The organism is Sinorhizobium fredii (assembly GCF_002944405.1).
Classification (GTDB): Bacteria; Pseudomonadota; Alphaproteobacteria; order Rhizobiales; family Rhizobiaceae; genus Sinorhizobium; species Sinorhizobium fredii_C.
Genome location: NZ_CP024310.1, coordinates 398,242 through 423,370, shown reverse-complemented (window position 1 = coordinate 423,370; position 25,129 = coordinate 398,242). Strand labels below are relative to the sequence as shown.

Annotated in this window: 22 protein-coding genes and 8 pseudogenes; 12 read left to right on the top strand and 18 right to left on the bottom strand. The window is 61.4% G+C overall.

From position 1 onward, the window contains the following. Positions 1-73: 73 nt before the first annotated feature. The 7 genes and pseudogenes from NXT3_RS33025 to NXT3_RS32790 form a co-directional block, all read right to left on the bottom strand. Positions 74-208, bottom strand: coding sequence for a hypothetical protein (locus NXT3_RS33025; RefSeq protein ID WP_272938895.1), 135 nt, complete (start codon positions 206-208; stop codon positions 74-76). 44 nt (positions 209-252) lie between these two features. After that, entirely contained in the window at positions 253-1,365 is a 1,113-nt protein-coding gene (locus NXT3_RS25715) for a gluconeogenesis factor YvcK family protein (protein ID WP_097525682.1), read from the bottom strand. A gap of 330 nt (positions 1,366-1,695) precedes the next feature. Next, positions 1,696-2,490, bottom strand: a complete 795-nt coding sequence (locus NXT3_RS25710) for an inositol monophosphatase family protein (protein ID WP_104840932.1) — start codon at positions 2,488-2,490, stop codon at positions 1,696-1,698. Between the two features lie 28 nt (positions 2,491-2,518). Next, positions 2,519-3,580: pseudogene (locus tag NXT3_RS25705) on the bottom strand (ABC transporter ATP-binding protein). Then, positions 3,577-3,867 (bottom strand): annotated as a pseudogene (locus NXT3_RS25700) (iron ABC transporter permease); the annotation flags it as partial. The pseudogenes NXT3_RS25700 and NXT3_RS25705, both read right to left, overlap by 4 nt. Before the next feature lie 282 nt (positions 3,868-4,149). Beyond that, positions 4,150-5,031 (bottom strand): AraC family transcriptional regulator, encoded by an 882-nt coding sequence (locus tag NXT3_RS25695; RefSeq protein ID WP_104840931.1) that lies wholly within the window; start codon positions 5,029-5,031, stop codon positions 4,150-4,152. A gap of 313 nt (positions 5,032-5,344) precedes the next feature. Then, positions 5,345-5,467, bottom strand: a pseudogene (locus tag NXT3_RS32790) (oxidoreductase); the annotation flags it as partial. A gap of 842 nt (positions 5,468-6,309) precedes the next feature. On the opposite strand from NXT3_RS32790, the gene NXT3_RS25680 reads away from it, so the two are divergent. The 3 genes from NXT3_RS25680 (at position 6,310) to NXT3_RS25670 (ending at position 7,952) form a co-directional block, all read left to right on the top strand. Next, entirely contained in the window at positions 6,310-6,582 is a 273-nt protein-coding gene (locus tag NXT3_RS25680) for a hypothetical protein (protein ID WP_037418625.1), read from the top strand. Between the two features lie 413 nt (positions 6,583-6,995). Next, the gene (locus NXT3_RS25675) at positions 6,996-7,310 is read left to right on the top strand and encodes a PepSY domain-containing protein (protein ID WP_104838772.1); all 315 of its coding nucleotides are present in this window, start codon (positions 6,996-6,998) and stop codon (positions 7,308-7,310) included. Between the two features lie 36 nt (positions 7,311-7,346). Further along, complete coding sequence (locus NXT3_RS25670; RefSeq protein WP_104840930.1) at positions 7,347-7,952, top strand: general stress protein; 606 nt, start codon at positions 7,347-7,349, stop codon at positions 7,950-7,952. A gap of 710 nt (positions 7,953-8,662) precedes the next feature. On the opposite strand, the pseudogene NXT3_RS32230 reads toward NXT3_RS25670, so the two are convergent. The 3 genes and pseudogenes from NXT3_RS32230 to NXT3_RS25655 form a co-directional block, all read right to left on the bottom strand. Then, a pseudogene (locus tag NXT3_RS32230) lies at positions 8,663-8,798 on the bottom strand (hydrolase); the annotation flags it as partial. 156 nt (positions 8,799-8,954) lie between these two features. Continuing rightward, complete coding sequence (locus NXT3_RS25660; RefSeq protein WP_037424695.1) at positions 8,955-9,680, bottom strand: response regulator transcription factor; 726 nt, start codon at positions 9,678-9,680, stop codon at positions 8,955-8,957. Beyond that, positions 9,677-10,945, bottom strand: coding sequence for a GAF domain-containing sensor histidine kinase (locus NXT3_RS25655; RefSeq protein WP_097527535.1), 1,269 nt, complete (start codon positions 10,943-10,945; stop codon positions 9,677-9,679). The genes NXT3_RS25660 and NXT3_RS25655 overlap by 4 nt, the downstream gene beginning before the upstream one ends. 281 nt (positions 10,946-11,226) lie before the next feature. Between NXT3_RS25655 and NXT3_RS25650 the strand changes: the two genes are divergently transcribed. From NXT3_RS25650 to NXT3_RS25630, 5 genes are all read left to right on the top strand, one after another. Further along, entirely contained in the window at positions 11,227-12,243 is a 1,017-nt protein-coding gene (locus NXT3_RS25650; protein WP_037424693.1) for an ABC transporter substrate-binding protein, read from the top strand. Between the two features lie 97 nt (positions 12,244-12,340). Then, entirely contained in the window at positions 12,341-13,783 is a 1,443-nt protein-coding gene (locus tag NXT3_RS25645) for an ATP-binding cassette domain-containing protein (protein WP_234819597.1), read from the top strand. Continuing rightward, positions 13,780-14,727 (top strand): ABC transporter permease, encoded by a 948-nt coding sequence (locus tag NXT3_RS25640; RefSeq protein ID WP_037424689.1) that lies wholly within the window; start codon positions 13,780-13,782, stop codon positions 14,725-14,727. Before NXT3_RS25645 ends, NXT3_RS25640 begins: the two co-directional genes overlap by 4 nt. Then, complete coding sequence (locus NXT3_RS25635; RefSeq protein ID WP_037424687.1) at positions 14,724-15,674, top strand: ABC transporter permease; 951 nt, start codon at positions 14,724-14,726, stop codon at positions 15,672-15,674. Before NXT3_RS25640 ends, NXT3_RS25635 begins: the two co-directional genes overlap by 4 nt. Before the next feature lie 16 nt (positions 15,675-15,690). Beyond that, positions 15,691-16,602, top strand: a complete 912-nt coding sequence (locus NXT3_RS25630; RefSeq protein ID WP_037424685.1) for an SMP-30/gluconolactonase/LRE family protein — start codon at positions 15,691-15,693, stop codon at positions 16,600-16,602. A 151-nt stretch (positions 16,603-16,753) separates the two neighbouring features. Here the strand turns inward: NXT3_RS25630 and NXT3_RS25625 are convergent, their stop codons facing one another. The 5 genes and pseudogenes from NXT3_RS25625 to NXT3_RS25600 all read right to left on the bottom strand — a co-directional run. Next, positions 16,754-16,957: a type 1 glutamine amidotransferase family protein gene (locus NXT3_RS25625; protein WP_234828247.1), complete on the bottom strand. Its 204-nt coding sequence runs from the start codon at positions 16,955-16,957 to the stop codon at positions 16,754-16,756. Then, positions 16,954-17,187: pseudogene (locus tag NXT3_RS25620) on the bottom strand (cysteine hydrolase); the annotation flags it as partial. The gene NXT3_RS25625 and the pseudogene NXT3_RS25620, both read right to left, overlap by 4 nt. Before the next feature lie 11 nt (positions 17,188-17,198). Continuing rightward, a pseudogene (locus NXT3_RS32785) lies at positions 17,199-17,397 on the bottom strand (DUF4334 domain-containing protein); the annotation flags it as partial. A 425-nt stretch (positions 17,398-17,822) separates the two neighbouring features. Further along, positions 17,823-18,083, bottom strand: a complete 261-nt coding sequence (locus NXT3_RS25605; protein WP_037424681.1) for a hypothetical protein — start codon at positions 18,081-18,083, stop codon at positions 17,823-17,825. A gap of 53 nt (positions 18,084-18,136) precedes the next feature. Then, positions 18,137-18,711: pseudogene (locus NXT3_RS25600) on the bottom strand (aconitase family protein); the annotation flags it as partial. 9 nt (positions 18,712-18,720) lie between these two features. On the opposite strand from NXT3_RS25600, the pseudogene NXT3_RS25595 reads away from it, so the two are divergent. Then, a pseudogene (locus tag NXT3_RS25595) lies at positions 18,721-19,128 on the top strand (aconitase family protein); the annotation flags it as partial. 651 nt (positions 19,129-19,779) lie between these two features. Here the strand turns inward: NXT3_RS25595 and NXT3_RS25590 are convergent. The 3 genes from NXT3_RS25590 to NXT3_RS25570 form a co-directional block, all read right to left on the bottom strand. Further along, a complete protein-coding gene (locus NXT3_RS25590) occupies positions 19,780-20,664 on the bottom strand; it encodes a GntR family transcriptional regulator (RefSeq protein ID WP_104840929.1) in 885 nt (294 codons plus the stop codon). A 559-nt stretch (positions 20,665-21,223) separates the two neighbouring features. Next, entirely contained in the window at positions 21,224-21,727 is a 504-nt protein-coding gene (locus NXT3_RS25580) for a metallophosphoesterase family protein (protein WP_104840928.1), read from the bottom strand. Between the two features lie 282 nt (positions 21,728-22,009). Next, positions 22,010-22,483 (bottom strand): Lrp/AsnC family transcriptional regulator, encoded by a 474-nt coding sequence (locus NXT3_RS25570; protein WP_104840927.1) that lies wholly within the window; start codon positions 22,481-22,483, stop codon positions 22,010-22,012. 261 nt (positions 22,484-22,744) lie between these two features. Between NXT3_RS25570 and NXT3_RS25565 the strand changes: the two genes are divergently transcribed. The 3 genes from NXT3_RS25565 (at position 22,745) to NXT3_RS25555 (ending at position 25,120) form a co-directional block, all read left to right on the top strand. Beyond that, positions 22,745-23,521 carry an ABC transporter ATP-binding protein gene (locus NXT3_RS25565; RefSeq protein WP_104840926.1) on the top strand — a complete coding sequence of 259 codons (777 nt, stop codon included), beginning with the start codon at positions 22,745-22,747 and terminating at the stop codon, positions 23,519-23,521. A gap of 38 nt (positions 23,522-23,559) precedes the next feature. Then, the gene (locus NXT3_RS25560; RefSeq protein ID WP_097527520.1) at positions 23,560-24,327 is read left to right on the top strand and encodes a transporter substrate-binding domain-containing protein; all 768 of its coding nucleotides are present in this window, start codon (positions 23,560-23,562) and stop codon (positions 24,325-24,327) included. Positions 24,328-24,397: 70 nt separating this feature from the next. Then, positions 24,398-25,120, top strand: coding sequence for an ABC transporter permease (locus NXT3_RS25555; RefSeq protein WP_097527519.1), 723 nt, complete (start codon positions 24,398-24,400; stop codon positions 25,118-25,120). Positions 25,121-25,129: the final 9 nt, after the last annotated feature.

Genomic DNA, 25,129 nt, shown 5'->3' with positions numbered 1-25,129 from the left:
TGCTTTCCCTTTGCCTGAGATGGGTGGAGAAGGGATCGTCTGCTTTTGCCTGAAAAGGCACAGTCGCCGACATTCATCGGCTTGAAGGTCCGCTACCATAGGCTTTCAGAAATACCCGCACCGCCTCCTTGGCATAGCGACGCGTATCCGCGTCGCTATGCAGGTTCACCGGCTCGCTGAGCGCCCGCTTCGGCGTCCTGCTGGTCATGTTCCTCGGGTCCTCATCTTGTCGACCATGTAACGATGCCTGTTTTATCCGCCGACGAGGTCGAGCAACACGCTTGCAACGGCCTCGCCGTCATGCTGGCCCCGGGTCCAGGCGTCCTCATACTCGCCCGTGATCACCTTGTATTGATCGGATGAGTTCATCGCATGCGAGAGATAGGGGAACAACCCGACGGTCTTCTCAAATGGAAAGAAAACGCGGTTGGCCATGACATGCGTCAAGAGGGGGCGGCAGGACGTTTGCTCTTTGTGCCATTGGTCGGAAACGGCATTCAGGAGATCGCCCAGTGTCCTATCCGTTGTCTCTTTGCATTGCAGGATATTCCCGATCCAGACACGGGGGCAGTCCACATGCGAAAGGGCCTTGGCGATTCCTGCGATTTGCAGGTGCGGTAGTAAACTCGTGTAAAAGCTACCCGGTCCAAAGGCGACGAGGTCTGCGTTGGCGAGGGCTTCGAGCACCACTGGATTTGCCCGCGGTTGCGCCCCAGATTTTGTCGAGAGTTGCACATCGGCAATGCCTATCTTCGCATCTTCGTCAGCGAGCCTGGTGATCGCATCCTGACGCTCAATTATCTTGCCGTCTTTGAGCGTAGCGCTGAGCACCAGGTCGCTGTCCAAAGACGAGGTCCAGACGTCGCCCACGATGCTGCAGAGTTTGCGAAACACAAAAACGGCCGTGTTTACGTCGCCGTTGTGCGCTAAGCATGCGCCCGCGAGAATGAAGTTGCCGATACTTCCATTTCTAAAGTCAAAATCCCTTCCGACCGTGGAGGCGAATGTCTTTAGATAATTGAGAATAGCGCCTCTCAACCCGGGTTCCACACGCTCGAGAAGCGGATGCCTGCCCTCCGAATAGTAGAGGAATTCCGATAACGCACCTTCCTGGCCAAGATTGCTTGAGAGGCGAGCGTTGCAGATCTTTACGACGTCTCCCGCGCGGCCTTCGCCGTGCGCCATCGTCATTAGCGCCTGGCGCAGATCCCCCACGGCTAGGAGTCCAATCCTCTCACGAATCACCTTGGAGCTTCCGCCGCTATCCCAGGCGGGTACAATGCGGGTCACGTGAGCCTTACCGCAGAGCGCAATGTTGATGGCACGACAGGCGCTGCCACCGGAAAACAGGACTATGTGTTTCACGCAATGCTCCGGCGAATGTTCCGCGCTTCAGTTGTTGGAACCGTCGCGTTCCATCCAGGGACCCGACGGTTCCCGCTGCCTATTAGAGCCGCTGTAAGGCGCCCACCGCAAGAGGCGCGCTTCTCGCATGCGCCGAGCGCCCCGATCGGTGCACCACGCGATCTCTTGCGCAGAAGGGAGCATCCCGCGATGAGGAACGGCTAACCTCTACCAACTGGAGTCATCCAGGCCTTTTTCCGGGGTGGACGACCGCTCCGCAGGGTGATCGGGGTTTGATTTTGTCACCTGATCCGTGAGGTGGCTGGTAACCGTTCGAGCGACAGGCGTACTTCAGCCATGAAGCGCCAGCAGATCGGCATAGACACTCAGATTGCTGGCGAGCACCGGATTACCTTCCAGCAACGATTCGCGCTCGGTTGGAAAGGACAGGTAGGCGCCGCCGGCTTCTTTGACGAGGCACAAACCGGCCATGCAGTCCCAGGCGCGGGTGTGGGGCTCGTAGTAGCCGACGAGTCGCCCCGCCGCGACATAGGCGAGCATCAGTGCTCCTGAGCCATTGCGGATGAAATTGCCGCCCATGCCGAGGAGCGCGGCAATAACCTGGCCGACTCGCTCTGGTGCGACATAGCTGTTGCAACTAACTCCGATGATGGCGTTCTGGATCGTACGAGACGGATCAAGGCTCAATTTGCTCCCGTTGAGGCTCGCGCCTCTACCGGCAGCCGAAGCATAGACTTCGCCATCGCAGGGCACATGGATCACCCCGATGACCGGTATGCCGTCATGCAACACCGCGATCGACACGCACCAGGTCGACATGCCGTTGACGAAGGGTGCAGTGCCGTCAATCGGGTCGACAATCCAGGTATAGCCGGATTCGCCCTCTGCATGACCGGATTCCTCTCCGAGGAAGCCATCTTCAGGAAGCTCCGCGGCAACGCGATTCCGGATCATCGTCTCGACATCGCGGTCAGCTATCGAAACGACATCCTGCGGATCGCGCTTGGTCTCGATCACCAGCGTCTCACGCTTGTTGAAGTAGTCGAGCGCGAGCGCTCCCGCTTCCTCGGCGATTGATTGCGCCAGTGCAAAGCGCCGATCAAGCCCCGCTTCATCCATGCTCATGCTATTTTTCCTTCCGAATGGGAGAAGTTTACGCAGTGATCAGCGCAACGCCACGGTTTTTGAAGCCGAGCGTGACATCGGCGTAGGGCGAAAAGCCACGATCGACGGCATGGTCGACGATGAACAAGGACCCGACATCGGTTTCCACCTCGTATTCGATATGATCGCCGAGATAGGCCGAATGCAACACGCGCCCCTTGATGCCCGTCCCGTTCTGGGCGTCCAGCGTGATTGCGCCCGGCCGTATGGCGAGCTTGGCTGCGCCTGGCTTTGCGTTGCGTCCCTGCAGGCGGTGTTCGAGACCGCCGACTCGCACGATCGTCTGTTCGCCGTCGGTACCGACAATCTCGCAGGCAACGACATTCGCCTCGCCCATGAAATCGGCGATGAACGGCGAGGCCGGGGCTTCGTAAAGCTGACGCGGCGTACCGGATTGACTGATCTCTCCATCCTTCATCACGATGATCCGGTCGGACACGGCGAGTGCCTCGTCCTGGTCATGCGTGACATAGACGGCGGTGAAGCCGAGCCGCTGCTGCAATTCGCGGATGTCGGTCCTGACCTTGCGACGCAGCCGCGCATCGAGATTGGAGAGCGGTTCGTCGAGGAGTAGCACCTGCGGTTCAAGAACCAGCGCGCGGGCAACCGCCACGCGTTGCTGCTGACCGCCGAAAAGCTCGGCTGGCAGGCGCTCGCCCATGCCGGCAAGGCCGACGAGCTTCAGGCCGTCATCCGCTTTCAATCGCGCCTGCCTCTTCCTCAGGCCGGAGGACTCAAGACCATAGGCGACGTTGTCGAGCGCGCTCATGTGCGGGAAGAGCGCGTAGGACTGGAAGACCATCGAGACGTCGCGGGCATTGGCCGGCAGCATCGTCACGTCCTTGCCGCCGATCAGGATGCGACCCTAGGTCGGGTGTTCGAGGCCGGCGAGCATGCGCAGCGTCGTGGTCTTGCCGCAGCCCGAGGGGCCTAGCAGGGTCACCAGCGTGCCGGGCTCGATGATGAGCGACAGATCGGGAATGGCGGTGAAGGTGCCGAAGCTCTTGCGGACGTTCTCGAAAACGACGGAGCCGGGTTTGACGATGGTCATGCGGTTTTCTCCTGACCGACGGAAATGGGTGAAGCTTGAGAGAGGCCGGCGACGCGGTTTTCGCGGCGCAGCCGCCGCTCGCCGACGAGAAACTGGAAGCCGGTGATGACGATGATCATCACGACGATCAGCATGGAGGAATAGGCGATCGCCACGCCGTATTCGCCGTTCTCGACGAGGCCGACGATGTAGGACGTCGCCATGTTGTACTCGGCGCTGACGAGGAAGATGACGGCGCTGATCGAGGTAATTGCGCGTACGAAGGAATAGACGAGCGCGGCGACGACATCCCTGTCGCGCCTATCCCAGAGGCACAACGTAAGCCGGGCGCGCGGTGACCGCTTTCGGCGCGTGGCCGTTGTCGCCGCCTAGCTGGCTGGGTGACCACATTCCACCCTGCAAGTTTCGATGGCAACCGGAAAGATCGACCCACTGCGGATATGGGGCCACGGCTCCCAACAGCCCACGCAATACAAGCCGGACCGCTGGATAGGTAAGGTGCGGCTCGTGACGCAAAGCGGCATGTCGACTTCCGGCTATCGGAAGGGACGAGCCGCCGTCTAGGATCACTATTTCAATGGCAGGAACAGTTCCGCTACCGTTTCATTCTCCGGCACTTCCGGGAAGAAGCTGAGCCTTTGGCAGTAGATCGGGAAATCTCGCGCCTCTTCCCCGCTTGCCGGCAGCCAGTCGCGATAGAGGTAGAGCACCGCCGGCTCCAGATTGTCGGTATTGCCGACGACACGCAAGACTGCGCAACGTCCCCCTGGGATCACGCCGACCTTGATCTGCTCGTCGTTTGGATCGATCGGCTGGTCGGTCCCGGCACATAAATCCACGCTATAATCGGCGGGCGACGCAGGACGCCGCTCGGAACGCCAGACGTTGAAGGTCGGGCTTGTCTTGGGCTGAAGGCCAGCGGTCTTGCGCCAGGCGATGAACCGCTGGATAGTGGCGGCGAGCGTCGCTGGGTCGCCCCGATGCTCCATGATCGCCACCGGCGTCGGGGCCACATCGCGGATCGTCACGTCCTCAGTCGTAAAAGTCTTCTGCATGAGCTTGCTCCTTGCGTTGTCGAGAGGCCCGAGGGCCGCAAGCCACGGCTCCCACTCGGGAGATTTCCGAAACGACGAAGGCGATTGCCCGAACCGTTGCCGAAAAACGCGGGCGAAGGCGTCCGGTGCGTCGTAACCGGCATCCATCGCTATGTCTGTGACGCTTTGGGCGTCCCTGTATGCCAGTTGATATGAAGCGCGCTTCATCCGAGCGAGTTGGACATAGCGATGCACAGACAGTCCGAAGGTCGCCATGAACTGCCGGTGGAAATGATATTTCGAGAAGGCCGCGACATAACTCATGGTTTCCAGGTCGAGTTCGTCGTTCAGATGCTGGTCTATATGGTCTAGCACCCGCTGCATCCGGGCATGGTAGTTGCCTAGCGCTATCTTCATCGACCTGTCCTCCATGGCCATACCAATTAGACGACCGCGCTATGCTGCGCTCGGTTTGGCACGAAAAGGAGGATCACGAACGGACGCTTGCGGGCAACCTCAGTTTCAAGATGAAAGCCGGCCTGCGACGTCGGCAGTCGACAAGATCACTACCGCCGAGAGCTATCCTCGTGGCGCTGCCGAAGCCGCCTGTCCGGAAACCGGCCAAGTCGGCAAAATGTGCAGGTGTATAGAATGACCGCAATTGGGGAGCGAAGCGGACTTTGCAAAAGAGTTTGTCGCGACTATCCGGACTTCCAGAGTTCGACCACGCTTATGCAGGCAGGCCATTGAACGTGCGCAGAATTCTGTCGAGCAGCCTCTCCGACATAAAACGCCGCAGCGAGCGCACCTGGCTCGACTGCTTGCCCGCCGAATAGCGCAGCTTCGGCTTTTGGCATTGGCGGCCTGTTTTTCGTCAGTCGCCAGTTGGAATTGCTTCGGCGGGCCGGGATCGTGAACCGCGAGATCACGGCCTTTGTCGCCCAAGGACGCGCCTGCGACGAGTAACGGCAATGAACGCCACAGAGAGGAGGGTAGTGCATATCGGAAGCCAGTGGAGGGACTTCGCTCTGGACGCCGATAATGATAATCGTCTCTGCCGGACATCACGACATCCTTTTACAAGGCGAGTCGGACAAGAACTTGAGGTCCCAGAGTTGCCCAGAAGGGACTTAAAGGCGCTGCTCTCGGACTCTCAAAGGGGTCATCGCGGTAGCGACGGCTACCGGTGCTCGCCCCCGCGAACCGTTACAGCGTCAGACCGCCGCTGGGCTGCTGAAGACAGCGGGCTTGATCGACGTCGACGTTCTCTAAATCTCGCTAGCCGCTCGGGCGGGTCGACGAATATCACCAGCAAAAACGCCGCGGCCATGAATATGTACGCCGGAATACCCGTTTTGGCGCTCGCAAGAAAAGCAATCCAGATCGCAACCGCCATATACACGCCGATCGTGAAGGGGCTCGAAATTGCGCGCCAAGCGGTTTCTAAAACGCGTTGTTTCCATCCGGTGTTTGATGCCATAGCGGAAGACCCGATAGACCCGAGTTGATCGACAGCCGTCGTTCGCGGCCTTGCTCCTGACAGTATCTGGAACAAGCAGCAACACTCGCAATGGGCGCAGGACCTTTGCCCCTGGGAGTCGGACTAAGGTCCTATGGATGTGAGTTGGCAGACTGATTTAGAAACCAACTCAACACATGAGCGTTGACCCGGCACCTGGCGCAAGGAAACTGAACATGAAAATCGCGACCATGTTAGCCGCCGCCGGCATAGCATTGACCGCCTGTGCGGGGACCGCACTGGCCGATCCTTGGAAAGATGAGAGCGGTCATGGCCGCTGGCGTTGGCGCGGCTATTATGACGAACCCCGATACGAGCGGAGAGCCTACAAGGAAGAGTATCGTCGCGGCCGCTGCAAGATCGAGCGCAAGTGGGACGACGACGGGTACAAGGAAGAAATCAAGTGCAAAGGCCGCGCGCGGCCGATCTACGGTTATTACCACTATTAAGCCGTGCCGCAGAGTACTTGGAAAAGAGAGCGGTATCCTCTGCCCCCTCGGAGAGATGCTGCTCTATTTTGGCGACGTCAGTAGCGGTCACACCCCAGGGGGCCGGCGTCACTAATTTTTGCCTGCAATCTGATTTATGCGACCCTTCAAGCTCCCAGACCCGGGAAGCAGCTCGCGAGCTGATCCTTACGGGTCGCTGGGAGACGTGACGCCCGCCTTTACCCAACTGCCAAACCACCCCCGTGCCTACTACCAGGCTGACGATCGACGGCGCGTGAAGGCGCTCAACCCCACCTGAAATCCGCACCTGCTCACGGCCGTGCTCTGATTGTGAACGAGCAATCCGGAACCAATCTCCGGTCCACGAGTTCTTTGCGCGGGGATCAATTCAGGTCTTCGGAAGAGGTAAACACATGAAAAATCTGACTTTTGCTGCGGCAGCGCTGCTGAGCGCTGTGGCCACGGCAGCGTTTGCGCAAACGACTCCGTCTTCGGAGGGCAATACGCCGGCGATCGCGACTCCCGACACGCAGAACCCGGCGGCGCCGGTTGAAGGCGCCAACAGCTTTACCGAAGCTCAGGCGAAGGAGCGGATCGAACAAGCCGGGTACACCGGCGTCAATGGCTTGAAGCTAGACGATAAAGGTGTGTGGCAGGCAACTGCCATGAAGGACGGCAAATCAGTGGCCGTCGCCCTCGATTATCAGGGCAACGTCACAGCTCAGTAATCGCCCGAAACGTGCTTTACCAAAAGGAGAACGATAATGCGAACCGTAACAGGGCTATTTGACGACTACGAAGATGCCCGCGACGCCGTCAGCGACCTCGAAGCCGCCGGCGTGCCGTCAGATGATATCAGCATCGTTGCAAACAATGCTGATGACCGCTACTCGACCGAAGGCTCGGACGCAGCCGAAGGCGCGGGAACTGGTGCCGGCCTCGGCGCCGTAGGAGGCGGGGTGGTCGGTCTGCTTACGGGACTTGGCTTGATGGCCATTCCCGGCGTTGGCCCTGTCGTCGCGGCAGGATGGCTGGCGTCTACCGCGGCCGGGGCGGCAGCCGGGGCTGTTGCTGGAGGCGCCGCCGGAGGGTTGATCGGTGCATTGACGGATTCCGGCGTCGATGAGGAAGACGCCCATGTCTATGCCGAGGGCGTTCGCCGCGGCGGCACCTTGGTGACCGCAAAAGTCGATGACAGTCTTGCCCTCAAAGCAGAGGCCATCCTGCAGCAACGCAATCGCGTCGACCCTGCCGCCCGCAGGAGCATTTACGCGGGGGAAGGATGGACGCGGTTTGACGACAGTGCCGACCCGTATACTTTGGAGCAGGTTCGGCGCGAGCGCGAACGCTATCGCAGTATGATGCCATAGGCACCTGCCTCAGCAGGCACTCGCCTCGCAAAGCCCCTGCTCATCACGCAGGGGCGCTTGTGATTCAGCAACGGCGTCGAACTTTCACGGAGGTAGCGCTGCGTCCACAGTGTACATCCTCGCAATCAAGCCGTGCACAGGGCTCATGACGAACGGCTCCCCTCGACCCTCCTGCGACTATGGGGAACGGGAAATCGACCGACAGCAGCCGCCTGGAGGAGAGGAGTACTCTGCTGACTAGACGCCATAGGCGGTGGAACCCACCACTCCCAACGGCCCAACGGTCTGCACGTCGAATTCAGGCCCACAAATGACCTGCCTTTCATTCGGACTGTGAGTCAGCAGCTGAGGTGATCGAGTGGAGCGCTCGTGCATGCGATGTCGGTTGGCAAACTCGCACCCCACTAAACTGCCTGCTATTGTAGTTGGACCAGCATCCATCCGGGTGAGCTTAGTGCTGTTTAGATCGAGGTCGGTAATTGTCAGGGATCGTGTGGGTCTGCCTCCTATCCGCCGCGCTCATCGTTCGTCGCCATCGCATTGAACTTCGGCTCTCCACCCGATCCGGACATCGACATCCGGCACAGGAATGGCTCGGTTCGGCCCAAACGAGACATCGAGCCTCGCAACCAGCGAATGGGGGTGACGAGTATGGAGAGGCGATGCACAGTTCGCATCGCCTCGTCAAGGTCTCGTCATCCCCTCTCAGATCAGCCTGCGTTGCTCGGCACGCGCGTGTTGAGCAGTTGCTGCTCCCCGCTGCCGCCAAAGTGCTGGATGAGAATCTCGGTCAGCTCCTCGACATGCTCGGTGCGCGCACAATCGCGTCCATTCGCCAGCGATGCTTGGGGCTCGGCTCGGTACGCCAATCCCCGTTTGCTTTCAGACGGCCGCCGCTCACACCACGGTCATAACGTCTAGCGGCACTGCACTACGTCTTGCTTCGATGGTCTTGCCCAGATTCGGAATTGGCGGTGAGTTGGATCCCTTCTCGTCTTCGGTTCACTTCTGTTCCTGCAGCCATTCCTGAAGCTCGGCTTCGGCTTTTTCCAGGGCGCTGTAGTTCAGCAGTTTCCGAAGGAAAGCGACTGTCACGGCGCGGGCGCGCAGGTTAAATTGGCTGTCAGAATGTTCCTCGGCAACGGCCTGGTAGACGTCGAGCTTGTCGTAGAGCTGCTGCAAACGGTTCTGGACGCTGCGCAGAGACAGGTTGCGGCGCTTGGCAATCGTCCGGTCCGTCAGACCGAGTGCGATGTCGACGAGGATCTCGTATTCCGAATCGCTGAAGCTGTTCGCGTGGCCGATGCTTCTTTGCTGCAAACCGCGCACCTCGCGGTCGATCACGCACTGGCTCTCCACGAAAATTGAGCGAAGCGCCAGCTTCAGCCGCTCGTCGGAGGCGGATTTCAGCACATAGCCATAGGCCGCCCCGTCCGGAACGATACGCGACACGCCACGGACATAGGCCTCGTCGGAGTAGTTCGACCAGAAGAGGATGCGCGTCTCCGGGCGCTCTTTCCAGATGGTGCGTGCCGCCTCGATACCGTTGCGGGTCTGCATCTGCAGGTCCATGACGATGTGCGCCGACTTGTGATCGCGCGCGAGCTGCTCGCCGGCGACGCCGTTCTCCGCCTCGATGACGGTGTCGCATTCGGGCAGGGCGGCACAGACCGCCTCATGCAGGTACGAACGGTGAAGCGGATCGTCCTCCACGATCAGTACCTTCATCGCTGATCCTCCTTGATGGCTATTTGCGGCTGGGGCTCGAGGTCCGCACGGCGCTCTCCGCGCGGCAGCAGGACTGTGACCGTCGTGCCGCGGTTCTTGTCTCCCAGTCCAATCGCGAATTTCGCGGAAATGAGCCGTGCCCGCGTCTTCATATTGTCGATACCGCCACCGATGCGTCCGCGGGCTCTGGCCAAACCACGCCCGTCGTCCGAAATCTCAATGGCGAGCTCGCCGGCCTCGAGCCGAAGCCCGACGATGATTGCCGTGGGCTGGGCGTGGCGGACGGCATTGTTGATCGCCTCCTGCGCAATTCTGAAAAGCGCGACGCTGACCGTCTGCTCGAGGCCGTCTAGAGCGCCCCCGCTCTCGTCGACGAGAGCCCACTCGATCGGCATCCCACTGTCGCGTACTGACTGGTCGAGGTGGTTTTCGATCGCCTGGGCAAGACCGAAGAGCTGCAAAACGGACGGCTTTGCCTGCTCGATGATCTGCCGCAGATCCTGCATGCAATGATGGAGACTGCGGGAAACGGGTTCCAGTGCCTCGCTGCTCAGCTCCGAGCCGCGGGCCAGGCGGTCGATGCGGCGCGACAGCCGCGTAAGGTCGGCAAGCGTCTGGTCGTGAAGGTCCATGCCGATGCGCTGGCGCTCCTGTTCGAGCGCCTCGGTCAGCTTCAACGCGCCCTGCCGCAAACCCTCCTCGCGCGCACGCGCCTCCGCCTCGACGATGGCGGATTGCTGGGCCTGTTCGGCGGCCCTCAGCGCGAAGAAATAGGGTGCCAGCAGGTCGGCGATGATCCTCGCCCGGCCGACGTCCTCCATCGTGTATAGGCCGGGGTTCTGAGAGGAGCAGCTGAGCGCGGCTATGATCTTGCCCTGCACCTTCATCGGTACGTGCAGACGACTGCGCAGCGATTGTTCGATGATCGGCCGCTTGAAGGCGCCCTCGAAGTGGAAACGCGCATCGTTGATAGCATCATCCGTCAGCAGGTAATCGACCTCGCCCCAGAGAAGGGAACGGATCGGGCTGTTGACGACCGGCGCCGAGGCGGCATCACCCCAGGCGGTGTCCATGCCGGTCTCGTAGGCGGTGTGATAGTTACCGTCGACCATCAGGATGCAGACGTCGAGATGATCGTGGGGGATGATATGCGCCACTTCCGCAGCGACGGCGCGGATCGCCGAGCGGAAGTCGAGCTGGCCGGCAAGCAGCCGGGATATGCCAAGATAGTGATCGACCAATGCGGCCGGCGCCAGAAGCGGCATGTCCGCAGTTCCTCCCGCGATCGCGCCCGTCCCTTCGGGCGCTGCGACCGCCAGCTCCATTAAGCGCTCGACAGGGCGTCCTCGTCTTGCACGAACACGCAGCCTGTAATGCAAAAGTCCGCAAACGCATTGCCGCATACGATCTATACAGGCGGCAAATTCTCCCTCATCCTGCCATTACTGAGAGGAGGAAGCTCAGTGCAAGTCCTATTTGCAGACGACCGCATAGAGAGCGGCCGATGAGGCGATCCGGTCGAAGCCGGGTCCAGAGGGAGGAAAACATGACATTTCGCAAGATGCTTCTGGCATCAGCGGTCGTCCTGTGCGCCGCAATGCCGAATTCCGCGTTGGCCGACACTTCCGGCAAGAAGATTGCGCTTTCCAACAATTATGCCGGCAACTCCTGGCGGCAGGCGATGCTCACGAGCTGGGACAAGGTGACGGGAGAGGCCGTCAAGGCTGGCGTGGTTGCTGCTGCCGATGCCTTCACAACGGCGGAAAACCAGGCGACCGAGCAGGCCGCGCAGATTCAGAACATGATCCTGCAGGGCTATGACGCGATCGTCCTCAACGCCGCCTCGCCGACGGCGCTCAACGGCGCGGTCAAGGAAGCATGCGATGCAGGCATCATCGTCGTCTCGTTCGACGGCGTGGTGAGCGAGCCTTGCGCCTGGCGGATCGCCGTCAATTTCAAGGAAATGGGTCGCAGCGAAGTCGAATATCTGTCGAAGAAGCTGCCCGAGGGCGGGAACCTCCTGGAGATCCGCGGCCTTGCCGGCGTTTTCGTCGACGATGAGATCTCGGCGGGCATCCACGAGGGCGTCAAGCAGTTCCCGCAGTTCAAGATCGTCGGGTCCGTCCATGGCGACTGGGCGCAGGATGTCGCCCAGAAGGCCGTGGCGGGTATCCTGCCGAGCCTTCCCGAGATCGCCGGCGTCGTGACCCAGGGCGGCGACGGCTACGGCGCCGCCCAGGCGTTCGCGGCTGCCAACCGGCCGACGCCGATCATCATCATGGGAAACCGCGAGGACGAGCTGAAGTGGTGGAAGGAACAGAAGGATGCCAGCGGCTATGAGACCATGTCTGTCTCGATCGCGCCCGGCGTCTCGACGCTCGCATTCTGGGTCGCCCAGCAGATCCTCGACGGCAAGGAAGTCAAGAAGGACCTCGTCGTGCCCTTCCTGCGCATCGACCAGGACAATCTGGAAGAGAACCTCGCCAATACCCAGGCAGGCGGTGTTGCCAATGTCGAATATTCGCAGGCTGATGCGATCAAGGTGATCGAATCCGCGGAATGATGTTCTTCCATATGTCGCGCGGTTCTCTCGGGACCGCGCGGCAGACCCCGTGCCAAACGATCCCCAGTACAACAGATAGCGGCAAATGACGGGCAGAATGTCGAAGGCGATAATCGAGGTTGCCGACGCCAAGGTGAGTTTCGGAGCGGTCAGGGCGCTCGACGGCGTGACGCTCGCCATCCGGCCGGGGGAATGCGTGGGTCTCGTCGGCCATAACGGCGCCGGCAAATCGACGATCGTCAGCGTCATCAATGGCGGTCTGACGCCGCAGCAGGGCAACATTTCAGGCGACGGCGAGCTTCTTCAGCGCTACGGCATCAACGCGGCCAGAGCGCGCGGCATACGCTGCGTCTTCCAGGAGCTTTCGCTCTGCCCGAACCTCACCGTGGTCGAAAATACCCGCGTCCTGCACCGCCATCTTGGAGGCCTCGGCTGGCGCAGGCGGGCAAGGCTCGTGATTGAGCGAAGCCTCGATGCCATATTTCCCGGACACGGCATCGAACGCGACAGGATGGTCGGGGATCTCTCCATCGCCGAACGGCAGATGGTCGAGATCGCCATGGCTTTCTCCGATACCGGCATTGCGCCCCGGCTCATCATCCTGGACGAGCCGACGTCCTCGCTCGACGCGAGCCTCGCGGAGCAGATGCTCGCCCATGTCCGGCGGTTCGTCGCGAGCGGCGGTTCGGTCATTCTGATTTCCCATATCCTCCACGAGATCCTCGCCACGGCGAACCGGATCGCGGTCATGAAGGACGGGCGCATCGTCGCCGAACGGCCTGGCGATGCCTGGACCGAGCACGGCCTCGTCGAGGCCATGGGAAGCGTCGTCAAGGGCGAAGCGCATCGCCGCACGCTGCGAGACCTTGCCCATGAGCCCGTGGTAATCGCGCGGACCGGTCGCGGCCTGCGCCTTGAGGCCAGACGCGGCGAGATCGTCGGGCTCGCCGGTCTCGCCGGACACGGCCAGACGGGAATGCTGATGAAACTTCATGCAGCGAGCACCGCCGACTGGCTGCCGCGCCGCGAGCCTGCGGTGACCTTCGTCGCGGGGGATCGCCGCCTGAATGGCGTCTTCGAACTCTGGAGCATCCTGAAAAACTTCTCCATCGCCACGCTTCACGATCTGGCCCTGCGCGGCGTCGTCAACGCCGAGGCGGAGGCCGAGCGTGCCGGAGAGTGGAAGCGCCGCATCGATATCCGCACGCCGGACTTGGCCAACCCCATGCTGTCGCTTTCGGGCGGTAACCAGCAGAAGGTGCTATTCGCCAGGTCGCTCGCGACCAGGGCGCCGGTGGTGCTGATGGATGATCCAATGCGCGGCGTCGACGTCGGCACGAAGCAGGAGGTATACGAGATCATCCGGCAGGAGGCTCAGCGCGGCCGCACCTTCGTCTGGTATTCGACCGAGATGGAGGAGGTCTGCCTCTGCGATCGTGTCTATGTCTTCCGCGAAGGAGAGATCGTTGCGGAACTCGCCGGCGACGCCGTGAGCGAGGAGAACATCCTTGCCACGTCCTTCAAGCGGGAGGCAGCATGAGGCTGAGGCTTTCGACCGATGCGATCCGGCTCGCCATTCCCGCCCTTTCGCTCACCGTGCTTCTTGCAGCCGTCTTCTGGCTGCAGCCTCGGGCGATGAGCTATATCGGCCTCAACCTGCTCTTCAATCTCGCGGTTCCGATCGCGCTCGCGACGATCGCCCAGATGATCATCATGTCGGTGAACGACCTCGACCTCGCGATGGGCACCTTCGTCAGCTTTGTCGGCTGCGTGACGGCGACCTTCCTGCGTGACGAGCCGCTTGTCGGGATTCTGATCCTTGCCGGCGGCGTTGCCGTCTATGCCATGCTCGGCGTCGTCATTCACCTCCGTGGCCTGCCGTCGATCGTGGTTTCGCTCGGCATGAGCTTCGTCTGGGCGGGGCTTGCCGTGCTTCTCCTGCCGGCGCCCGGCGGACAAGCGCCGGAATGGGTCCGAAGCCTGATGACGATGAAGCCTCCGATCGCTCCGATGGCGATCGTCGCCAGCATCGTCATTGCCGTCGTCGCGCATCTGATCGTGACGCGCTCCTCGCTCGGCGTGCTCATCCGCGGCATCGGCGGCAACCAGCGCTCGGTGGAGCGGGCGGGCTGGTCAGTTCTGGCCGCCCGCGCTGCGGCCTACGGGCTTGCCGGCATGTTCGCGGTGCTCGCCGGCATCGCGCTCGTCGGGCTCACCACATCGGCCGACGCAAACATAGCGCTCAGATACACGCTGCTCTCGATCGCCGGCGTGATCCTCGGCGGCGGCGAATTCATTGGCGGGCGCGTCTCGCCCATCGGCGCGGTGATCGGCGCTCTGACGCTGACGCTTGCCGGTTCGTTCCTGTCTTTTCTGCGCATCTCGCCCGACTGGCAGATCGGCGCGCAGGGCGCGATCCTGATCATCGTGCTCGCCTTGCGCCTGCTGCTCAACCGTCTCGAATATCAGGAGAAGCGGCGATGAGGGTCGTCGACCGTCTTTCGCGGGCGCCTTGGATCTGGTCGTGGTTCGCCGCCTTCCTGGTCTGGTTCGCGACGATCATGGTGACGGGCGGCGCAAGCATGCTCGACCTCTCCCAGGCGGCGCTGACCTTCGCCGCCTTCTCGATCATCGTCGGCATCGGCCAGATGTTCGTCATCACGCTCGGTCCCGGCAACATCGACCTGTCGATTCCCGCCACCATGACGCTCGCGGGCACCGTGGCGCTGAAGCTTATGGAAGTGGACAACGCCATGATCCTGCCGGGGCTGATAACCGCAACCCTGATCGGCATCGGTGTCGGCCTCGCGAACTACGCGCTCATCAAGGCGTTGCGCATCCCGCCGATCATCGCGACGCTGTCGATGAGCTTCATCATCCAGTCAGCGGCCATCTGGACCAATCGCGGCCTGCGCATCAAACCGCCGAGCTTCCTGGCCGAATTCACGACATCGGCCACGCTCGGCGTGCCCAACGTTTCCCTCGTGGCGCTGGTGATTTCCCTCGCCGCGTGGTTCCTGCTCGAAAAGACCGTTTACGGGCGCTGGATCTCCGCGATCGGCCAGAGCATGCCGGCGGCACGCATGGCGGGCGTTCCGGTCGACGGCACACGCTTCGTCACCTACGTGCTCTCGGCCGTTCTTGCCTCGCTCGCGGGCTACCTCCTCGCCTGCTTCTCGGGGGGCGCGGCTCTCAACATGGGCACGGAATATCTTCTGATGTCGATCGCCGTCGTCGTTCTCGGCGGCACCGCGGTCGCCGGCGGCGATTCCAACGTGCCGGGAATCTGGGGTGCCTCGCTCTTCATGTTTCTGGTGGTCTCCATGCTCAACACCTACGGCCTCGGCGCCGGCATCCGCCTGATCATGACCGGGCTTATCATCATCAGCGTCATCATGCTCGCAGGCGGCCGACAGCCGGGCATGCGTTAGTTCGGGGACGGACCACATGGGAAGGGAACAAATCTACGAGATCGACGATCCGCGCTTCGCCCATCTGATCGTCGGCAGCGCCCGTCTCGATGACCTTTATTCCGGCTGCCGCTGGTCGGAGGGGCCGGTCTGGTTCAGCGATGCCAACCAGCTCGTCTGGAGCGACATCCCGAACCAGCGGATGCTGCGCTGGACGCCGGAAGGCGGAGTCTCTGTCTTTCGGCAGCCGTCGAATTTCGCAAATGGCCACACCCGAGACCGGCAGGGACGCCTGATTTCCTGCGAGCACGGAACGCGCCGCGTCACCCGGACCGAGATCGACGGCTCGATCACGACGCTCGCCGAAAGCTTTGGCGGTCGGCGGCTCAATTCGCCGAACGACGTGGTGGTGCGATCGGACGGCACAATCTGGTTCACCGACCCGACCTACGGCATCCTTTCCGACTATGAGGGCTATCGGGCGGAGCCGGAACAGGAGAGCCGCAATGTCTACCGGCTGGACCCGGAAAACGGCGAGCTTGCCGCGGTCGCCACCGACTTCAACCAGCCGAACGGCCTCGCCTTCTCGCCCGACGAGAGCATCCTCTATGTCGCCGACTCCGGCGCAAGCCATGACGACGCCCTGCCGCGGCATATTCGCGCCTTCGATGTTTTGGACGGACAGCTCGCCAACGGCCGAGTCTTCGCAACGATCGACAAGGGCATCCCCGACGGCATCCGCACGGACACGGGAGGAAATCTCTGGTCGAGCGCCGGCGACGGTGTGCATTGCTTCGCACCGGACGGCGTGCGCATCGGCAAGATTCTCGTGCCGCAAACTGTTGCCAACCTCACCTTCGGCGGTCCCCGCCGGAACCGCCTCTTCATCGCTGCGACGACGTCGCTCTACGCAATCTATGTGACCGCGACGGGCGCGCAGGTACCGTGAGAAGGGGAAGTTCATGGTAGCGGATGATTTCAACCAGAACGGCGGCAACGACGCCGGCACAGAGGGGCTGGCCATGGCGGGTTGATAAGCCGCGCAAGTCCTCCCGTTCCTCGCCAGCAATTCGGATACTGCCGGCGACGTGACCAACAACTTATTTTGATCTGAGCCCGATCGAGGTCGCCTGCCTGGCTGTCGAGGCGATGTAGTGACGGTCGAACCGGAGCCTTTGCTGTTCGAGATTGGTGTAGCGCAGCACTTCGAGCGGCCCGGCGATATCGATCAGCAGCGCCTCCAGCGGCACCAGCGTGAATACCGGAATGACCTGCGGTTCCTCTGCCGGGCCAGACCTGCTCATGCAGCTAGCGCCCTGCTACCCAGCGCTTCCTCAACGGTCGCGATACGGGCGAAGCGGCCGGCGAGCACCAGTTCCGTGCGTTTACGAATTGCCGCGGCATCGAAGGTCTCACCCGAGGCATGCGTCATCGGGAATGTCAGCGTCGCTTCAGAGACAAAATCGACATCCCAGCCGAGATCGGAGGCATCTCGCGTGGTGGTCTAGCAGCACTGCTCGGTGCGCAAGCTGCTCGGCAAGGCGATCATCGATACGGGTGGTGAGCGATAAATGATGACCGGCTGCCCGCATTTCGAGGTCCGTCGACGCGCTGGAATTCGAAGAAGTAGATCCGGTCGACATTCCTGATGGTCATCGCTCCAATGATTCTTTCCGCATTGATCCGCCGGAAAATGGTCGACGATCGGCTGGTGGTTATAGACTATGGCCGTGCTCTCGATGCCGCTAGCTCATCCAGCGAAGTAATGTAGATCTGGCGAACGCCGGCCTTCATGCCGAATCGGACCGTCGTGGGTGTTGATTTGCACTGAGAAGCGGGTCGGCGTCCTTCTTTTGATTGCCACTGGCAGCCCTTCCCCAGGCATTTCCCACCTACCATTCAGCCGCCGCCCGTCTTCGGATAAGGGAACCACCCATTCTCTTAGGCAAACGCGTGAAATCTCGTCGGCCATCTTCCCTGAAGTCGCTGGTTTAGATCGGGCGCGTTGATCTCATTCTCCGCATTCACACTGTCGAAAATCACCTTATTCAACGCGGAAATGTCACTGCCAAACGTCTCGCGGACCTCCTGCCTCCGAAGTATGGGTGATCGAATGACTTGCGTGTGAGGGGCGTCCTCGCGCGCAATCATTCTCTCGCGCACAGGATCTTAGCGCTTGAGAATGCCGGCATATTTGTTCCTATCCAGCTTCTCTTGGTCGACTTCCAGATCGTCATCGTCGACAGCGGCGCCTGCGTCTTCACGGCCGGCAAACAGCTGTTCATCCTCATCGATTGGAGAAGGCGCAACACGCGCGATCTGCTGCAAATCATCCTCGCTCACGCCAGCAACTCGCCTTTCATGGAGATCCAATCGCCGGCGCAGCTCATCGAGGGAAGAAATGTAGACCTGGCGCACCCCTGCCTTCATCGCGAATCGGACCTCGTGGGCATTCTGCGGCCTTCGCACGGCAGAGAAATCAACTTCATCGCCCGGAGCGTCGCGCCGGCGGGGATACGGCCCTGCGGCCGCGCCGGTCCGGCAAGGCTGACCTCGACCGTGGATAGTTCGAGTTCGACGGTGGCGGTGTAGCGCGGGTCGATATGCGGATCGAACCACAGGCCGGTGCGCTTCGCGTGGGCCTTGACGAAGGCGACGTGGTCGCGCGAGCGTCCCGTCATTTCGAGGTATTTGAGCGTCTCGGCGTCGATCGGGAAGTAACCGCTGTTGCCGCCGAACTCCGGCGTCATATTGGCAACGACGGCACGGTCTCCGGCGGTCAGCGTCGACACACCGGGACCGAAGAATTCGACATAGCGGTCCTGCAGGTCGAGCTTGCGCAGCATTTCGGTGACGGTGAGCGCCAGATCGGTCGCCATCACGCCGCTCTGCAATGCTCCGGTGAGTTTCACCCCGACGACCTCCGGGACGCGGAGCGTCACCGGTATGCCGAAGAATACGCTCTCCGCCTCGAGCCCGCAGACGCCCCAGGCAAGCACGCCGATGTCGTTGATCATCGGCTATGGCTGTCGGTGCCGATCAGCGTGTCGGGCATCGCATGGCCTAGCTCCATACCGGAACGAGCGAGCAGGAAATCCCGTTTCTCCCCAATCGAGTCCTCATGCACGACACCACCTGTGGCCCGGCGCTGGTCGACATTGCCGGCATGCGCTCGGCGCTGGCGGAAGCCGGCGGCGATCCCGCTCTTCTCAATCCCGTCGTACCGGTGGACGTCTCGACGGATCATTCGGTGGGCGTCGATTTCTTCGCACAGGCAGGCTCGCTCGAAAGGAACATGGCGCGCGAGTTCGAGCGCAACGCCGAGCGCTATCGCTTCATGATATGGGCGACAAACACGCTGAGCGGCTTTAGCGTGTACCCGCCCGGTACCGGGATCATGCACACGCTCAATCTCGAGAGGCTCGCCAGCACCGCGACCGGCAAGCGCATCGAAGGCGCGCTCTTGGAATCGCCTCCTTCGCCCTCGCGGCGTTGTCACCTCCGGTGCGCAGCGCGTTCTCCAGAAGAATTCGATGTGTATAGGGCAGGCGCTGCAACGCCTCGCCTGCCTCCGCAGGGAGGTCCACGATCGCATAGTCAACCCGGTCAACGCCGAGATGTTAGCTTTGTCTCGGACATTGATTGTCTACCGCTTCGAGAACGTGGGGCCTCTTAAGGTCTTGGCCCGAATTACATATTGCGATTATAAAATGCAATATGCACGCGCATCGAAAGAAGCACGAACGTCCACCTCTTGCAGCGGCGCCGACATGTTGGCAGGCGGTTCGGAACATACCCGCGAAGAATTCCGTTCATTGCTCATGAAAGGAGTGAATCATGAATCAGATAATCTACCTAGTCGGACTGGTTGTGGTCGTACTCGCCATCTTGGCGTTCTTTGGCTTGGGCTAATAAGCAGGCTCACACCCAATCGGCCAACCGATTGCCGGCACCGGGCGCAGTCCGCCGATCATGGAAGCCAGAATAGCCTTCGAGGAAAATAAGCCTTCTGCCTGCTTCCTCAATTCCTGGCCGATTTAAGGAAGCATGCAGCCGCTTTTGAAGTCGCTACGGCTTTGCGCGTCTTCAAGCGCGCACCGCTGTAGAACAGTTCCGCCACACGTTCTTAGACCTGCGGCGTCTTGATCCGGATCGCACCCATGATGTGCGTGTAGAGAAAGGCCGCCGCCTCTGTCCGGCGACCGGTCTCGATGAGGTCGAGAATGTGCAGGTGCTCGCTCGTCTGCCGGGGCAGCCGGCTCCGGTCGATGTTAATCTGGTACTCGATCAGGCGGCGCAGCCGGTTGACGCGCTTGATTGCATCGAGGAAGAAATCGTTCTGTGAGCAGGCGACGAGCATTTCGTGAAACTCGTTGTTCGCCTTGACGATCTCGGCGCGCGACCAGGTCTCGTAGCCGCCTTCTCCCAAGGCGGTCTGCACGGAGCGCGCCTTCCTGAATTCTTCCTCGTTCGGGCGGAACGTGGGCAAGAGCATCGCCTGCTGCTCGATTACCGCGCGGAAGACGTAGCCCTCCTCGTAGCTCTTGCGCGATGTCAGTGTCTCGCGGAAGGCCCAGCCGTTGCCCGGCAGGCGTTCGATCCAGCCCTCTTCGGCGATCCGGTGGAGCGACTTCAACAGCCGGCTGCGGGCGACGTCGTAGAGGCGCATCAGCTCGTTCTCGCTGACGCGCTCCTCGAGCTTGCCGGCAAGGCGGTCCTCGGCGATGCGGAAATAGAGCGGATCCTCCTCCTCGCGCCGAGGCTCGCCCACGGGTTTCCCTGTCTCGACCTTGGCCGCGTCGATCGTCAGGAAATAGCCGCGGTTCGGTTCCGCCCGCACGATTCCCATCGTCTCGAGCTTCTTCAAGGCGGCATTGACCGGCGCGCGGGAGACGCGAAACGCATCGGCGAGCATTTGACAGGGCAGATGCTCGCCGGCGCGCATCTCGTTCGTCTTCACGAATTCGAGGATGCTTGCCGTGATCTGCGGGGATACGCTTTGTCTTGCCATGGGTCGTCGTAGGGTTCGGTCGCTAGCGCGTTCAACGTCGATTTATGCACTCGCCAACGCGTTTACAAACGACCTGGACGCTCTTGGCCTCACCCGTCGCCATCATCGCCTCTTGCAGCGAGCGCGCCGCCGAATCCCGCCGCCCGCGCCGGCCGGCGCCGTGATGGTCAGTTCGAGGTCGCTGGCAGCCGAAATGGCCGGATAGAAGGCAGTGCCGCCAAGGCAGCCAGGCAAAGCGCAGTTTTCAGAAGATGACGCATGCGATTGCTCCTCCTGGATGGAAAACGAACGGCGAGCCTACTGGCCGTTGCGAGACAACATGCATTAAATAATTATAAAATGAAATAGCGGAGAAAAACGAGTCAGGGAGGAAATTGCCTCGGGCAAGCTTTGGCAAACCTAGCCGGATAAGTGGCGGGGCGGATCTCCGCCTATTTCCGGATGCTGCGCGTCGAGCGCGGCGTCACGCTCGTCGAAGGTGTCTACGAGTAACGATGCGCGCCTATCGCCCTCGCAGGGCGACGTCGCCCACGGCGCGCTCGCCTGACATTCACAAGCGCTATGCCTTCACGCGCAGCCGAGGGAGAAGATCGGGCAGGCTGACCGGGCGCAGGTCTCTGGCATCGACGCCCACATCGAACTGCCGCGGCAGCAGCGGTTTCAAACGGCCGTGGGAATGGCCGTGCAGGTTGACCGATCGCTTTCCCATCTGATTCCAGGTCCGAAACGGATAGTGGCAGAGAATGAGCAAGTGCCCGTCGACGGTGAGTTCCGCATAATGCTGGATGCTCTGCCAGCCGCTGGCTTCGACCGTCGCCAGCGAATCGTTGTTGCCGACGATCAGGTGCTTCCTGCCGTTCAGCCGCGTAAGCAAATCTTCAGCAAAGCCCTTTTGCTTCGATGCGAAGTCGCCGAGGTGCCAGATCTCGTCCTCCGGCGAGACGGTGTCGTTCCAGTTGGCAATCAGCGCAGCGTCGTGGTCCGCCAGGCTGGAGAAGGGCCGGCGATCGATGTTGAGCACCCGCGGCTCGCCGAAATGCGTGTCACTCGTGAAATAGATCATCTAGGCAGCTTTCCGGTTAAAGCGTTGCTGCGATCGGAGGCACCCCCCTCTGCCCTGCCGGGCATCTCCCCCACAAGGAGGGAGGTTGGCTGGAAACGCCGATCTGCCCCAACCCCAGCATGCGTATGCCGAAGTCAACGCACCTGCAAAGTCCATGCATCGATATTCGATGGGCGGGACATTGCCTCTTGCCGATCTCCCCCCGTGTGGGGGAGATGCCCGGCAGGGCAGAGGGGGTACACACCCCTTCTCCCGATTTTCGGCGCTCCACTCTGATCGGCCCTAGTCGGAAGTCACGGGAACGAACATCCCGAGCTTCACATCCTTCAGCACGACATTCGTGTGAATTCGCTTAATCTGAGGATTCTGCGACATGATCTGCGCGGTGATCTCGTCATATTGGGTGACGTCCTGGGCGGTGATGATCGCCACGAGATCCACCGACCCGGTCACGTAATAGACCTGCTGGATGTGATCCTGCTTGTCGACCCAGGTGCGGAATTTCGCGAGCGCATCGTAGTTCTCACGCTCGATCTCCATGCCGGCGATGAAGGTCATCGGATTTCCGGCGACCTTGCGGTCGACGAGGGCGATCTCGGCGGAAATGATGCCGTCCTCGCGCATCCTTCTGAGGCGGCGTTGAACGGCAGACGCCGACAGGCCGATGATGTCGCCGATCGCCTCGGCCTTGAGCTGACAGTCGCGCTGCACGATCTCGAGGATCTTCCGATCGAATTGATCCACTGGCTCCGTCATGGTTTCCTCGTGTTGGTGATTTGCCGCAGCTAATATCTCAGGCAGCTTTGTCGTGAGCACGCTTTCCGCTTCCGAAGCTTTCACCTGCGCACGAACGCACTATCTCTCAAAAAATCAAGGACAGAAAGCGCGGTAAGTCCGCATCTTTTAGCGTGTTCTGCGGAAAATCCGCGTCACTGCGGCAAATGTGCGGCAAAACCGCAACGCGTGGCCATATTATCGCGAACCAAATAACCATAAAAACCGCCAGGAACGACAGGAATGATGCGAAGCGCCGCCGCCTTGCTGGTGGAAGACGTCCATAAGAGCTATGGGCAGCACGAGGTGCTGAAGGGCGTATCGGTATCGGCGCAAAAAGGCGACGTCATTTCGCTGATCGGATCCTCGGGCTCGGGGAAGAGCACCTTTCTCCGCTGCATCAACTTTCTCGAGATCCCCGACCGCGGCCGTTTCATCTTCGGCGGCGAAGAGGTTCTGATGAAGCCGGGCCGCGAAGGGCGCGCCCATCCCGCCAATTGGCGGCAAATCGAACGGATCCGCACCGGCCTCGGCATGGTGTTCCAGAGCTTCAACCTTTGGGCCCATAGGACCGTGCTCAAAAATGTCATCGAGGCCCCAATTCATGTGCTGCGGCAGAACCGCAGGGAATCGACTGAACGGGCCGAGGCTCTTCTGTCCAAGGTGGGGCTTTACGACAAACGGCACGCCTATCCGGCGTTCCTGTCGGGCGGCCAGCAGCAGCGCGCCGCGATCGCCCGCGCGCTCTGCGTCGACCCGGCGGTGATGCTGTTCGACGAGCCCACCTCGGCACTCGATCCCGAGCTTGTCGGCGAGGTGCTGAAGGTCATCCGCGACTTGGCGGAAGAAGGGCGGACCATGCTTCTCGTCACGCACGAGATGAAATTCGCCCACGACGTCTCCAGCCACGTGATGTTCCTCGATGGGGGGCGCGTCGAGGAACAGGGGCCGCCCGCCCAGGTCTTCGGTGCGCCGCTCAGCGCCCGCTGCCGCGAATTCACCGGCAGTCTCGGCCATTGATCCGTTTCCATTCCGACGAAAACAGAAGGGGTAGTCGAATGAAGTTGATGTCCATCCTGATGGCCGGCGTGGCCTTCGCACTTGCAGGTGCGGCCAATGCGGAAGTGCGCTTCGGCATCATGAACGAAGCCTACCCACCCTTCTTCACGAAGGACCCGTCCGGCAAATGGATCGGTTGGGAAATCGAGCTGATGGACGCGGTCTGCGCCGAGATGAAGGAGACCTGCTCCATCGTGGACATGTCCTGGGACGGCCTGATCCCGGGTCTCGAGGCGAAGAAGTTCGACGTCATCTGGTCGTCGATGTCGATCACCCACGAGCGCAAGAAGACGATCGACTTCACCGACAAATATTACAACACCCCGAGCAAGCTGATCGGCGCCAAGGACGGCAAGTTAGGAGCAGCGCCTGACGACGTCGCCGACAAGACGATCGGCATCCAGGTCTCGACGATCCAGTCCGAATATTACAAGAAGTATTTCGCCGACAAGGCAGCGGAACAGACCTATGCGACGCTCGACGAAGCCTTCCAGGACCTGGCTGCCGGGCGGATCGACTATGTCTTCGGCGATGCCATTCCGCTGGCAGAGTTCCTGAAGTCGGACTTCGGCAAGGACTGCTGCGAGGACAAGGGCAACGTCAAGGACGACCCGGCTATCCTCGGAACGGGTATCGGCGGCGGGCTGCGCAAGGACGACACGGCACTGCGCGACAAGCTTAACGCGGCGATCGCCGCCGTCAGGGCGAGCGGCAAATATGCCGAAATCTCCAAGAAGTACTTCGACTTCGATCCCTATGGCGAATGACCGGAAGGGCGATCGGCGCCTGAAGGCGCCGATCGCCCTTTGCCTATGAACTCGATCAGATAGGCCCCGGATGTCGTCCAGCCAATCGCTCCTGGAATTGCTCTCCCCTTATCCGCCCGGCTGGGGAGGCGTGCTGCTTGCAGGCGCGCTCTCCACCGTGCTGATTTCGCTTGGCGCCTATCTCGTCGGCATCGCCATCGGCCTCGTCGGTGCCATCGGCAAGCTGAAGGGCAATCGCCCGGTTCGCTTCGTCCTCGATCTCTATACGACGGCCGTCCGCGCCATCCCGGAACTGATCCTGATCATCGGCCTCTATTATGCGGGAACCGACGGGCTGAACCGCATCCTCTCCGCACTCGGGCTTCCGGCGGTGGAGATCAACGGCTTCGTTGCCGCCGTCGCGGTGCTGGGCATTGTCCAGGGCGCCTATATGACCGAAGTGTTTCGCGGGGCGATCCTCGCCATTCCGGTCGGGCAGATCGAAGCGGCGGCCGCCTTCGGCATGCGGCCGCGGCTGCGCTTCCGCCGCATCGTGCTGCCGGCCCTGATGCCGAATGCGCTGCCGGGTCTAGCCAATCTCTGGATGTCGGTCACCAAGGACAGCGCGTTGATTGCCGTCGTCGGCTATCAGGAACTGGCGCTCGCGACCCGTATCGCCGCCGGCAACACCAAGCACTACTTCCTGTTCTTCCTCGCCTCCGCCGCCCTCTACCTCGCGATAACGCTCATCTCTAACGTCGCGTTCGCGGCGCTCGAGAGCCGCCTCCGGCGCGGCCAGCCGACGACCGCATAGGAGGGGCAC